The 12,876-nt window shown below is 65.4% G+C and carries 10 protein-coding genes; 2 read left to right on the top strand and 8 right to left on the bottom strand.

The features are described 5' to 3' along the window. The first annotated feature begins 111 nt into the window (after positions 1–111). Complete coding sequence (locus ACFPU0_RS06100) at positions 112–1,017, top strand: hydroxymethylglutaryl-CoA lyase (protein ID WP_377691914.1); 906 nt, start codon at positions 112–114, stop codon at positions 1,015–1,017. Positions 1,018–1,162: 145 nt separating this feature from the next. Here the strand turns inward: ACFPU0_RS06100 and ACFPU0_RS06095 are convergent, their stop codons facing one another. The 8 genes from ACFPU0_RS06095 to ACFPU0_RS06060 form a co-directional block, all read right to left on the bottom strand. After that, on the bottom strand, positions 1,163–2,530 hold the full coding sequence (locus tag ACFPU0_RS06095) for a DUF1329 domain-containing protein (RefSeq protein ID WP_377691913.1): 1,368 nt from the start codon (positions 2,528–2,530) through the stop codon (positions 1,163–1,165). A 63-nt stretch (positions 2,531–2,593) separates the two neighbouring features. Beyond that, the gene (locus ACFPU0_RS06090) at positions 2,594–4,663 is read right to left on the bottom strand and encodes a DUF1302 domain-containing protein (RefSeq protein ID WP_377691912.1); all 2,070 of its coding nucleotides are present in this window, start codon (positions 4,661–4,663) and stop codon (positions 2,594–2,596) included. Between the two features lie 524 nt (positions 4,664–5,187). Then, positions 5,188–7,845: an aminopeptidase N gene (gene pepN / locus ACFPU0_RS06085; RefSeq protein ID WP_377691911.1), complete on the bottom strand. Its 2,658-nt coding sequence runs from the start codon at positions 7,843–7,845 to the stop codon at positions 5,188–5,190. 105 nt (positions 7,846–7,950) lie between these two features. After that, positions 7,951–8,781: a DUF2797 domain-containing protein gene (locus tag ACFPU0_RS06080; RefSeq protein WP_377691910.1), complete on the bottom strand. Its 831-nt coding sequence runs from the start codon at positions 8,779–8,781 to the stop codon at positions 7,951–7,953. Next, the gene (locus ACFPU0_RS06075) at positions 8,781–9,041 is read right to left on the bottom strand and encodes a YeaC family protein (protein ID WP_377691909.1); all 261 of its coding nucleotides are present in this window, start codon (positions 9,039–9,041) and stop codon (positions 8,781–8,783) included. The genes ACFPU0_RS06080 and ACFPU0_RS06075 overlap by 1 nt, the downstream gene beginning before the upstream one ends. Before the next feature lie 36 nt (positions 9,042–9,077). Beyond that, complete coding sequence (locus ACFPU0_RS06070; protein WP_377691907.1) at positions 9,078–9,944, bottom strand: rhomboid family intramembrane serine protease; 867 nt, start codon at positions 9,942–9,944, stop codon at positions 9,078–9,080. Continuing rightward, positions 9,941–10,915: a metallophosphoesterase gene (locus ACFPU0_RS06065; RefSeq protein ID WP_377691906.1), complete on the bottom strand. Its 975-nt coding sequence runs from the start codon at positions 10,913–10,915 to the stop codon at positions 9,941–9,943. Before ACFPU0_RS06065 ends, ACFPU0_RS06070 begins: the two co-directional genes overlap by 4 nt. Beyond that, positions 10,915–11,802, bottom strand: a complete 888-nt coding sequence (locus ACFPU0_RS06060) for an NAD(+) kinase (RefSeq protein ID WP_377691904.1) — start codon at positions 11,800–11,802, stop codon at positions 10,915–10,917. The genes ACFPU0_RS06065 and ACFPU0_RS06060 overlap by 1 nt, the downstream gene beginning before the upstream one ends. Before the next feature lie 93 nt (positions 11,803–11,895). On the opposite strand from ACFPU0_RS06060, the gene ACFPU0_RS06055 reads away from it, so the two are divergent. Next, complete coding sequence (locus ACFPU0_RS06055; protein WP_377691903.1) at positions 11,896–12,846, top strand: DUF1853 family protein; 951 nt, start codon at positions 11,896–11,898, stop codon at positions 12,844–12,846. Positions 12,847–12,876 lie beyond the last annotated feature (30 nt).

Genomic DNA, 12,876 nt, shown 5'->3' with positions numbered 1-12,876 from the left:
GCGATGGGTATCGCGGGGCTCCACCCATCCTACATTTGCCACAGCCCGCCCGACTTCCGTAGGTTGGCGCCGAGGAACGAGGCCCAACATCCCGAATCGAGAGATGACGCAATGACTATTCCCAGCAAGGTCCGCCTGGTCGAAGTCGGCCCCCGCGACGGCCTGCAGAACGAGAAGCAACCCATCAGCGTCGCCGACAAGGTGCGCCTGGTGGACGACCTCACCGCCGCCGGCCTCGGCTATATCGAGGTGGGCAGCTTCGTGTCGCCCAAATGGGTGCCGCAGATGGCAGGTTCCGCCGAGGTCTTCGCGCAGATCCAGCGCAAGCCGGGCGTGACCTACTCCGCCCTGGCACCGAACCTCAAGGGCTTCGAAGCCGCCCTGCAAGCCGGGGTGAAGGAAGTGGCGGTGTTCGCCGCCGCTTCCGAGGCCTTCTCGCAGAAGAACATCAACTGCTCCATCGCCGAGAGCCTGGCGCGCTTCGTGCCAGTGGTGGAAGCGGCCAAGGCCCGGGGCATCAGCGTGCGCGGTTACGTTTCCTGCGTGCTGGGCTGCCCCTATGACGGCGAGGTACCCGCCGAGCAGGTCGCCGCCGTCGCCGCCGAGCTGTATGCCATGGGCTGCTACGAAGTGTCCCTGGGCGACACCATCGGCACCGGCACCGCCGGCGCCACCCGCCACCTGATCAACGTGGTGGGCACCCGCGTGCCGCGTGACCGCCTCGCCGGCCACTTCCACGACACCTTCGGCCAGGCCGTGGCCAACATCCACGCCAGCCTGCTGGAAGGCATCGCCGTGTTCGACAGCTCGGTCGCCGGCCTCGGCGGTTGCCCCTATGCCAAGGGCGCCACCGGCAACGTCGCCACCGAGGACGTGCTCTACCTGCTCAACGGCCTGGGCATCGAGACCGGCATCGACATGGACAGGCTGGTGGACGCCGGCCAACGCATCTGTGCAGTGCTCGGCAAGGAAAATGGCTCGCGGGTGGCGCGGGCGATTCTGGCGAAGCGGGGCTGAGACTTAGCCGCTTCCCCGGGCCGGGGGTGAGGGAGCAGCCGGCTGCACAGGGTCAATCAGGGGCGATCACGCAATCTTGCCACTCCAGTTTCGAACAAAGAAAAAGGCCGCTACGAGTAGCGGCCTTTTTCATGGAGCGGCGGGATCAGCGGGTACCGCGACGACGCAGGGCGGACGGCTTGAAGTAGCCATCGTCCGGCAGGGCCTGGGCGAACTCGATGGTGTTCGGCTCTTCGTTGTCCAGGTTCTGCACGTGGTAGCGGCGGGACTGCAGGTCGTGGAACACGTCCAGCGCGGACCAGGTGGTGGGCAGGTCGTAGTAGTTCTTCAGGTAGGCCACCGACACGCGCCACAGCTCGCCACGGCCGTCGTACTGGTCGACCACTGCGGCTTGCCAGCTGTCCTCGTCGAGGAACAGGGTGCGCTTGGAGTAGATGTGGCGGGCGCCCTGCTTCAGGGTGCCTTCCACGACCCACACGCGATGCAGCTCGTTGCGGGTGACGGCCGGGTTCAGGTGGCCCGGCTGCAGCAGGTCCTTGTACTTGACCTCGGGGCTGGAGACCTTGTAGTTGTTGTACGGGATGTAGATTTCCTTCTTGCCCACCAGCTTCCAGTCGTAGCGGTCGGGCGCACCGTTGAACATGTCGGTGTCGTCGGCGGTACGCAGGCCGTCGGCGGCCGCGATGGGGGTGTCGTAGGCGAGGTTCGGCGCACGGCGAACGCGACGCTGGCCGGCGTTGTAGCCCCAGGCCTGGCGCGGCTCCTGGACCTGATCCAGGGTCTCGTGGACCAGGGTCGCACCACCGGCCAGGCGCGCCGGGCTCTTGGTGAAGGACAGGTAATAGAAGAGGACGTTGTTCAGGTCGGCGTACGAACCTTTCGGGTTGTAGTACTTGAACAGGGCTTCCTGCTGCGAGGTCACCAGGGAGTAGTCGCCGTTGCGCTGCACCGCCACTTCGGAAGCACGGCGCACGACGTAGGAGCCGCGATAGCGGGTGATGTGGTTCCACAGGGCTTCCACGCCGTTCTGCGGAATCGGGAACGGGATGCCGCCGTAGGCGTCGGCGAAGCCGTTGCCGCCGTCCAGCAGCTTGGCGCTGGTGGCGTTCCTGGCGGTGTTGTCATACACCCACTGCGGCGCGGAGCCGGAGCGGCGGGTCTGGTACACCGGCATCTGGAAGCTGTCCGGATAGGCATTGAACAGGGCGATCTGACCCGGGGTCAGGTTGGCCTTGTACTGGTCCAGGTTGGCCTTGGTGATGGTGAACAGCGGCTTGTCTTCCGGGAACGGATCCAGGTGGTGCATGCCGGACTTGTAGCCGGCGGGTGCCTGGGTGATGCCGCCGGTCCAGGCGGGGATGGTGCCGGCGGCGTTGCCGCCCTTCTCGGCACCGAAGGGGGTCAGGCTGGCGCCGAGTTTGGCGGCGTCCTGAGCAGTGACTTGCGCCAGTGCGCTGCTGGCGGAAAGCGCCAGGGCGACTGCGGCGCCGATCAGCGAAAGCTTTTTCAGCATGTGGGTTCTCCGTGATGAGTCCGTATCGGGCGCCCGTGGACGCCCGTCTTGTTGTTGTCGTGTTTAGAAGGAGTACTTGACGTTGACGCCGACGTTGTCGCGATCGCGTACCGAGTTGTTCTGGCCGCCGCCGTAGAACTCGGTGTATTGCAATTCGGCTTCCAGGCTGTTCAGGTAGCTGGCCTTGAGACCGAGGGTATAGGCCTTGCGGCCTTCGATGAAGTTGCCGGTCTGGTAGGAGTTGCCCTCGAAGTCGTCCTTGTAGACGACGAAGGGCGAGATGTTCACGCCGGCGTAGACGTCGTTCCAGGTACCGGACAGCAGCAGGGTGTAGCCGTAGGCGTTCTTGTTGACCTGGTCGTCGCGATCGCCGCCGGACACGTAGGAGCTGTTGCCGCGACCGGAGTAGTAGCGGTTCTGGCCGTTGAACGAGGTGTACTGCAGGTCGCTGCCGCGCAGATGCTCGGAGGCCAGCTCGGCGACGCCGATCAGGGAGTCGAAGGACAGCGATGGGCCGAAGTTGTAGATGGTGCCCAGGGACGCGTTGTAGGCCTCGACACGCTCGGAGTTGTGGATCTCGTCGCCCAGGCGCACGTTCTGGCCACCGATATTGACGGTGCGGCCGGATGCCAGGGCCGGCGCCTGGAGCAGCAGGTCCCCCAGCAGGTCGTTGGTGGTGGCGATGCCGATCGGCAGGTTCGGGCGGTAGGCCAGTTCACCGAAGACCGAAGCGTCGCCCACTGTGGTGTTGAAGCTGAAGCCATACATGCGGATGTCTTCGGCGTATTCGCGACGGGCGTCGACCTGGTTGGCCACGTCGATGGTCGCGATGCCGCCGACCGCCTGGGACAGCTGGGAAGTCGGATCGGCAAGGCCGGCGCTGACCTGGTTGCGAATGTTCGCCAGCGCGCCGCCGATGATGGCGTCAGCCCGGGCGCTGCCGGTAGAGCCGCCCGCGGCGACCTGGGCGATCTGCTGGGGCGTGAAGCCTCCCTGGACCAGGGCCTGGGTTGTCTGCGCGGTAACGATACCCTGGGCGATCTGCTGCAGGTTCAGGCCCCGGTAGCTGCCCAGGTCCGCCTCGATGGTCGGCTCCTTGGCGTGGTAGTTGACGAAGTAGAAGCCGAACTCGGTGCTATTCAGCTCTTCCGCGATATAACGGAAGGCGACGCCGAACTGGCCATCGTTCTTGGCGTTGATGTCCGGCTGGATGGACGCCACCTTGATGTTGCCGTTGGCATCCACGGTGCGGCCGCCCTGCAGGCCGCCGACACCCAGGCTGCTCAGGGTGCTGTATGCCCCGGCCAGCGGAGTCAGGCGCGGCTGGGTCGAATAGGCGGTGTTGCCACCTTCAGCGAACAGGTCGGTCTCGGAGTAGTAGGTGCCCACCGGGTCGATGGCCGATTCCTTCCAGTTCCACTGGTAGAAGGTTTCCATCGACAGGTTCTCGGTCAGGCCGACGTTGAAGCTCAGGGCTTCCACCGGCACCAGCACTTCCTTCAGCTCGGAACCCGGCAGGCGGAACTTGGCGGCGTCCACCGGGTTGGTGGTGTTGACGCCACCGCGATAGAAGATGCCCTCGCCCCAGTTGAACACCTGGCGGCCGACGCGGCCGGTGACCGGCATGTCGGCCACGTCCCAGTTGCCATAGAGGTAGGCGTCGAGGATCTGCGCATCACGACCGGCCTTGTGGCGGGTGTCGTGGGTGAAGCTGTCATCCTTCGGGAAGTTCTGGCTCGGCTGGATCGGGTCGTTGTTGTCCAGGTAGTCGTTGCGCTTGTCCATGATCTGGGTGTCATAGAAAGCGGTGCCACGGACGAACATGCCGTAGTTCTTGTAGGTCGCTTCCAGGTCGGAGGTGATCTTGTAGACCTCGGAGACCAGGCCGGTATCGAAGTTGCGGTTGCCGTCGTTGGTATTGATGTCGTCGTTGGTCTTGTCCCGACCCTGCACGCGCCACAGCTGGCCGTAGGAAATGGTGGTGTCGAGGGAACCGGAAATTTCGTCGTTGGCGAAGCTGAACTCCACCGCCTGGGCCTGGGCGGCTACCAGCAACGGCAGGATGCCGGCAAAGGCGAAACCTGCCTTGGCCGGTGCGAAACGCAACATGGGCTTACGGGACTTGAGCTCCATCGAGTCTTACTCCGTGGACTGATCACTTTGTTATTGGCGGCCCATCGGGCGGGGCCGTTTGTGTGGCCGCTCTTGGCGACCTTTTTTGCTTCGGCAGGAAATCCCCCAGCGCAGAGCGCACCCCGTTGCAGACGCACCGAAACGGGGCCAAATCGGCAGGCGGCGTTGCAACCATGGTGCCAATTCGGAACTGAGCGTCAGAAAAATCCGAGGGACTGCGTGACGGAAAATTGTCAAACAAGTGACTGATCATCCACTGATCATTTTCAATTTTTCTGTCCGATCTTGTCGGACGATCTGGCTCGATTTGTCACTCAAGATCACACTTTCCGGGTATGCACGCTCATACCAAAAGCTGTCTAGTCAAGCCTTTTCTGGGCTATCAAGACTTTTCGCGCATAAAGGCAGCCACGATTATTTCTTTGAGTAACAAAAAAGTGTTACCAGAACTAACCGGTAACACTTGATGAAGGGAGGAATCTCGGAGGGATGACAGCCCGCCCGCGCGGGCTGTCGGAGGGGACTCAGGCGAGGCTCTTGCTGACCACCTCGAAAACATCGCTGGACAGCTCGCCGGAGGCGAGGATCCGCTCCAGCTCGGCCTTCATCAGCGCCTGGCGCGCCGCGTCGTACTTGCGCCAGCGGGTGAGCGGCGCCAGCTGGCGCGAGGCGATCTGCGGGTTGAGGGCATTCAGGGTGATCACGTGGTCGGCGAGGAAGCGATAGCCCGCGCCGTCCGCCCGGTGGAAGTTGATCAGGTTCTGGTTGGCGAAGGCGCCGATCAGCGCGCGCACCTTGTTCGGGTTCTTCAGGGTGAAGGCCGAATGCTGCATCAGCGCCTGGACCCGCTCCAGCCCGCCCGGCAGGCCGCAGCCGGCCTGCACGCTGAACCACTGGTCCATCACCAGCGGGTCGTCCTTGAAGTACTCGGCGAATCGCGCGAGGGCGTCGGCCTTTTCCTTCTCGAAGCCGGAATTCACCAGCACCGCCAGGGCCGACAGGCGTTCGGTCATGTTGTCGCAGTCGTTGAACTGCTCCAGGCAGGCCTCCAGCACTTCAGCCTTGCCGCTCTGCATCAGGTAGGACAGGGCGATGTTCTGCAGGGTGCGGCGGGCGATGTGCGCGGCCTCGGCCACATAGGCGGTCTCGCGGGAGGCCGCGCGGTTGGCCTGGTAGCGCGCCAGCAGCTGCTGGAACAGGGATTCGCCGATGGTCTGGCGGGCGAATTCGCGAGCGGCATGGATGGCGTCCACATCGGCCACCTCGCTGATCTCGGTGAGGTAGGCCTCGCTCGGCAGCGACAGCATCTCGGCGACCATGGCCTGGTCCAGCGACTCGTCCTCCAGCAGGGTGCGGAAGGCCTGGATCAGGCGCGGGTCCAGTACCAGTTGCTCACCGCGCTGGCGCTGGCCGATCAGCTCCTGCAGCACCTGCACCGACAGCTGCTGGCCGGCTTCCCAGCGGTTGAAGCCGTCGGAGTCGTGCTGCATGAGGAACATCAGCTGGTCGCGGCTGTAGGGGAAGCTCAGCTTCACCGGCGCCGAGAAGCCGCGCAGCAGCGAGGGCAGCGGGCGCTCGGGGATGTCGACGAAGGTGAAGGTCTGCTCCGCTTCGGTCAGGGCCAGCACGCGGCTGCCGCCCTGGGCCGCCGCCTCGCCCGAGAGGCGCAGCGGCAGTTCGCGGCCCTGGGCATCCAGCAAGCCCAGGGCCACGGGAATGACGAAGGGCTGCTTGTCCTTCTGGCCCGGGGTGGGCGGGCAGCTCTGGCGGAAGGTCAGGCTATAGGTCTTCGCCCCGGCATCGTAGCTGTCTTCCACGGCAAGGCGGGGCGTACCGCCCTGGCTGTACCAGCGCTTGAACTGGCTCAGGTCGACGCCGTTGGCGTCCTCCATGGCCTTGACGAAGTCGTCGCAGGTCACGGCCTGGCCGTCATGGCGCTCGAAGTAGAGGTCGGTGCCCTTGCGGAAGCCCTCGGCGCCCAGCAGGGTATGGATCATGCGCACCACTTCCGAGCCCTTCTCGTAGACGGTCAGGGTGTAGAAGTTGGAAATCTCGATGAAGGAGTCCGGGCGCACCGGGTGGGCCATGGGGCCGGCGTCCTCGGCGAACTGGTTGGTGCGCAGGAAGGCCACGTCCTCGACGCGCTTGACGGTGCGCGAGTTCATGTCGGCGGAGAACTCGGCGTCGCGGAAAACGGTGAAGCCTTCCTTGAGGGACAGCTGGAACCAGTCGCGGCAGGTCACGCGGTTGCCCGACCAGTTGTGGAAGTACTCGTGGGCCACCACCGCCTCGACCCGCTGGTGGGCGGCGTCGGTCGCGGTCTCGGCCTTGGCCAGCACGCAGCTGGAGTTGAAGATGTTGAGCCCCTTGTTCTCCATGGCGCCCATGTTGAAGTCGTTCACCGCGACGATCATGAAGATGTCCAGGTCGTACTCGCGGCCATAGACCTCCTCGTCCCAGCGCATGGACTTCTTCAGGCTGTCCATGGCGTGCTGGACCTTGTCGATGTTCTCCGGCTCGACGTAGATGCGCAGCGCCACCTCGCGCTGGGCCATGGTGGTGAAGCTGTCCTCCACGCACCAGAGGTCACCGGCCACCAGGGCGAACAAGTAGGCGGGCTTCTTGAACGGGTCCTCCCAGGTGGCCCAGTGCCGACCACCCTCCTCCGCCCCGCTGGCCACCGGGTTGCCGTTGGACAGCAGCACCGGGTAGCGGTGCTGCTCGGCGCTCACCGTGGTGGTGAACCTGCTCATCACGTCCGGGCGGTCGAGGTAGTAGGTGATCTTGCGGAAGCCCTCGGCCTCGCACTGGGTGCAGAACATCTTGCCGGACTTGTACAGGCCTTCCAGCGCGGTGTTGCTTTCCGGATGGATGCGCACGGTGCTGTCGAGGGTGAAAGATTTAGCCAGCGGCTGCAGGGTCAGGTGGCTGTCGTCCAGTTGGTAGTCGGAGGCGGTCAGCGCGCGGTCGTCCATGGACAGCGACAGCAGCTCCAGCTGCTGGCCGTCCAGTACCAGGGGCGGCAGGCCCTCGCCGCGCTGCGGATTGCGACGCATGACCAGCTGGGCATGGACCAGGGTGTGATCCTCGTACAGCTCGAAGGTCAGGTTGGTCTCGTCGATCAGGTAGTCAGGGGCCTGATAGTCCTTGAGGTAGATGACTTTCGGTTGCTCGGTGCGCATGGTCGTCTCTTCGATTGCGAGGCGGCCCCGAAACCCTGGGCCGCTCCAGATGAATGGGTCAAGGTCGGAGTATGGACTATTCCCCAGCCGACCTGACGGATTGGGCTACGCGGCGCTGATGGCCAACTGGTAGGCAGTGTACTTGCGCAGGTTGATCACGCCGGTGTCGAGGATCAGGTACTGACCCTTGATGCCCCGCAGCGTACCCTCGACCACCGGCGTCTTGTCCAGATCGAAGCTGACGACCTTGGTCGGATAGGCATCCACCGGGTAGCTGATCTCGATGGGCGCGAGGTCGGTGACCGGCTGGATCGCCTGCAGGCCGAATCGGTCCTGCAGGGCGCGCATGCCCTCGGCGCAGGTGTCGAACAGCTCGTCGCGGATGGCCGCCAGGTCCAGTGGCGGCGCCTCGCCTTTCAGCATGGCGCGCCAGTTGGTGCGGTCCGCCACCTGGCTGCGCAGCAGGTCTTCGACGAAGCCGGATTGCTGGCGGGTGGCCACGCGCACGATCGGCAGCGCCTGGCTGGCGCCCTGGTCGATCCAGCGGGTCGGTACCTGGCTGGCACGGGTGATGCCGACCTTGATGCCGGAGGAATTGGCCAGGTAGACGACGTGGTCGGTCATGCAGAAACGCTCGCCCCACTCGGGCTCGCGGCAGGTGCCCTGGTCGTAGTGGCATTTTTCCGGGCTGACGATGCAGCTGTCGCATTGCGCCAGCTTGGTGAAGCACGGGTAGCAGTAGCCCTGGCTGAAGCTCTTCTTCGTCTTGCGCCCGCAGTGGATGCAATGGATGGCGCCGAGGAATTCGAGGCGCAGCGGTTTGCCGATCAGCGGATTGGCCGGCACCTCGGTCTCGCCGAGGCGAAAGCTGTACTGCACGGGAGCTTCAAGGCGCACCGACATCTTCGACAGTGTGCCGCGACCTAATTCCAGCATCAGTGAACCGAATTCGACTTGAACAGGAGGTTGGGGATGGGTTCGGACTTGGAGCTGCACTCCTGCGGGCCCATGTAGCCGGTGCGCTCTTCCTCGGGCAGGTTCTTCAGCTCCCAGGCGATCACCGCCTGCAGCGACAGCTCCTTCTGCTCCTGGGTCAGCTTGCGGCCGTCCGGCCACTTGCCGATCTCCACGGCGAGCTTGAGGCTCTCGTAGACATCCTGGGTGATGTTGCTGATCAGATGGGCAAAAGACGACATGGGCCACTCACCGGGAATTGAGACAAGCTGCGCATTCTAGCGGCGCAGACGGGATAGGGCACCCCCAATCAGTCCAGTGGTGCAACCCGCCACCAGGCCACCGACATGGGCGCCATTGGCGATGGCGCCGAACCCCAGGGCCGTAATCAGCCCCGACAGGCACACCAGCAGCCAGATCAGCATCATCGCCATCACCCCCGACGGCAGCCGGTAGGCCGGGCACGGTGCCAGGCGCTGGAACACCCAGCAGTGGCCGAGCAGGCCGTAGAGCACCCCGGAGAGCCCGCCGAACAGCGAAGCCCCGCTACTGAAATACTGGGCGAAATCCGACACCAGGCTGAAGCCCAGGGTCAGCACCAGCAGCATGGGCCCGCCCTGGCGCGACTCGATGCGCCGCCCCAGCTCCCAGAACCACATGCCATTCATCGCCAGGTGGAGGATGCCGAAGTGGATCAGCATGGGCGTTACCAGCCGCCACCACTGCCCTGCCTCCAGGCCCTCGGCCAAGGGCGAGAAATAGATGTAATCGCCTTCGATCTGGAAGTCCTGGAAACTCAGCCAGCGAATGACCGAAAAGTTGTCCCCCAGGTTGGTGAGCGCGGCCACCACCAGGGTCACCAAGAGCACCAGGCTGGTGATGCGGCTGTCCTTGAGCTGGTCCAGGAAGCCGGCGCGCGGAGCCTCCCGGGGCGTCTCCTGCTGCAGCTGGAAATTCGGGTCGCCGTCGGGGAAGCGCTGGTAGAGCCCGCGCACCTGCTCGGCCAGTTGCGGACCGGGCACCCAGAGCACCTGCTCGCCGGACTCTTCGCTGACCCTATAGGGCACTTCGAGCCGCTGCAGCAGGGCAATGAAGCCGGAGAGGTCCACGGTCAGCGGCAGGCGCAGTACTTCAACGGGACTCATCGGGACTCCTCGGGGCGTTCCACGTCGACCCAGACGAACTTGTCCGGGTCCAGCCGGTTTTCCTGGTCGAGCCGGTAGGCAACCAGCTTGCCGTACATCACCGCGCTGTAGTCCAGGCAAGCCAGGTTGCCGCGGATCGGCGCCGGACGGCCGCGCCGCCAGTAGTGGCCAACGAAGAGAATGGGCTCCTGCGGGCCATAGCTGAGCAGGCGCGACTTGTGCGCCTTGGACAGGGGCGCGCTGGCTACCTGCTCGGGCAGGGCATCGGGCTGGAACACCACGTCGCCGTACGTCTGCGGGTCTTCGGCCCAGAACTTGGTGCGGAACACCGAACGGGTGAAGCCGTCGCTGCCGGTCAGGGTCATGCCACCCGGCAGAGGCAGGTCGGTGCCGCGCAGCAGGCGGTCGAAAACCCGGCAGGCGAAGCTGGACGGGTCGGCCGCAGCCTTGAGGAACGCCTCGTTGATCCGCCCATCGGGATGCATGTCGCGCAGGGCGTCGATCAGCTCGCCGTCCCAGCAGGCGTGGACCATGCGGAAGTGGCCCCCGTCGAGGAACAGCGGCAGCTCATAGAACCAGCCGAGGAAATCCCGCCAGTCCGCCGGATGGCCTTCGAACTGTTCCAGGGTTTCCTTGATCAACCGGGCATGGCGCGGCGTGTGCTCGCGGACGAAGTGGCGCCCGCTGCCGGGCGGCGCGGGGGTGCTCCAGCCCAGGGCATTGAACTCGTGGTTGCCCATGATGCACCGGGCCTGGCCGGCTTCCACCATGGCGTGGACCAGATGCAGCGCCTCGCGGATGCGCGGACCGCGGTCGATGATGTCACCGAGGAACAGCGCCATGCGCTGCGGATGCTGCCAGACGTCGCCATGCTTGCGGTAACCCAGGCGATCGAGCAGGCGCTCGAGGGTATGCGCGCAGCCGTGGACGTCGCCGATCAGGTCGTAGCCACGGGCGGGATCGAGGCTCATCAGTCGCCTCCGCCGAGTCGGCTGCCCCAGCCCAGCTTGGTCCGGCAGACCTCGTAGTAGTTGTGGTCCAGGGGGTGGATCAGACGCAACTTCTGCGGTTTCTTGGACACCGTGATGGTGTCGCCGGGGGCGCAGGTGAAATGGTTCTGTCCGTCGCAGGAAACCAGCGGGTAGATCTGCAGGTTGGGCGAAACCACTATCTTCAGCTCGCTGGTGCTGTCGACGACTATGGGCCGGCTGGACAGGGTATGCGGGTACATGGGCACGACGACTATGGCATCGAGCTTGGGATGCATGATCGGCCCACCTGCGGACAGGGCGTACGCCGTGGAGCCGGTGGGCGTGGCGATGATCAGGCCGTCGGCCTTCTGGCTGCAGACGAACTGGCCGTCGATATGCAGTTCGAACTCGATCATCCGCGTCGACTTGCCGGGATGCAGCACCACATCGTTGAGCGCATCGCCCTGGCCGATGGCCTCGCCATGGCGTCGTACCTCGGCCTCCAGCAGGAAGCGGCTCTCGACGCTGTACTGGCCGTCCAGCACCTCGGCCACCTTCACCTCGAGCTCGTCGGGGCGGATATCGGTGAGAAAGCCCAGGCTGCCGCGGTTGATTCCCAGCACTGGCACGTTGTGCCGTGCCAGGGCACGCGCGGCACCCAGCATGCTGCCGTCGCCGCCGACCACGATCACCAGGTCGCAGACCTCGCCGAGGATCTTCCGCGAAGAGGTCTGCAGGCCGTGGCCGGGCAGCACTTCGGCGATGGTGTCCTCGAGGATCACGTGCAGATGGCGGTCCAGCAGGAATCTCTTCAGGCGGCGGATGGTGTCGAGCACATGGGAACTGCCCAGGCGACCGATGATGCCGATATTGCGGAATTGCTCCATGGGGCTCCAGGACGGCATAGCAGGGAGAGGAATGGCGGAATTATGGGGGATAGCGACGGACAGCGGCAAACCGCCGTCGGCTATGCTCGCAAGATGCAAGCCTTCGAATCGCTGACCGACCTGCCCCGCCAATTGCGCCACCCCGGTGTGCGCGACCTGGCGTGGGCCCTCCTGTCGCCGCCGCTGCTCAGCCAGCCGCCGTGGCGCCAGCGCCACCCCTTGAGCGCCAGCGGCTGGGCCAGCCATCCCGAGCGCCTGGCGGACTGGTTGCGCCGTCTCGACCTGCAACCCGAGCCCCTCGAACGGTGGCTCGCACAGGGTTCCAACCGCCGCCTCGGCCTCTACTACGAGCGCCTCTGGCAGTTCGCCCTGGACCAGGCGCCGGATGTGGATCTGCTGGCGGCTAACCTGCCGATCCGCATCGCCGGGCAGACCCTCGGCGAGCTCGACCTGCTGCTGCGCGATGCCGAAGGCGTCCACCACCTGGAGCTGGCGATCAAGCTCTACCTGGGACCGCGCCACGGCGATGGCAGCAATCCTTCGGAGTGGCTCGGGCCCGGCAGCCACGACCGCCTCGACCGCAAGCTGGAACACCTCAGCCAGCACCAGCTGCCGCTGTCCGCCAGCCCGGAGAGCCGCCAGGTGCTGGACCAGTTGGACGCCCAGCCGGCCAGCGCCGAACTCTGGCTGGGCGGCTATCTCTTCTACCCCTGGCCCGGCAACTGCACGGCGCCCCAGGGCGCCAACCCGGCGCACCTGCGGGGCCTCTGGTTGCGGCACAACGAACTGGACGATTTCCTCGGCCAGGCCGCCAACGGCAGCTGGCAACCGCTACCCCGACAGTCATGGCTCGCCCCGGCGGCCTGCGAGGCCGACGAGCACTGGAGTGCGGAACGCTTCGGCCAATGGCGCGAACAGCTGGCGCCGGACAGCCCCGCGCGCCTGCTGGTGCGCCTGGCACCAGACGGGAATGGACGCTGGAAGGAGGCCGAACGGGCGTTCCTGGTCAGCGATCGCTGGCCGCTGGAGCCGTTGCAGGGCTAGGCCCGAGCGCTCCTTGCCGTGGCCGGTGCC

The sequence above is a fragment of the Pseudomonas sp. GCM10022186 genome (genome assembly GCF_042656385.1).
Taxonomy (GTDB): domain Bacteria; phylum Pseudomonadota; class Gammaproteobacteria; order Pseudomonadales; family Pseudomonadaceae; genus Metapseudomonas.
Note: the sequence above shows the minus strand (reverse complement) of the source record. Positions and strands in the feature narration are given on the sequence as shown.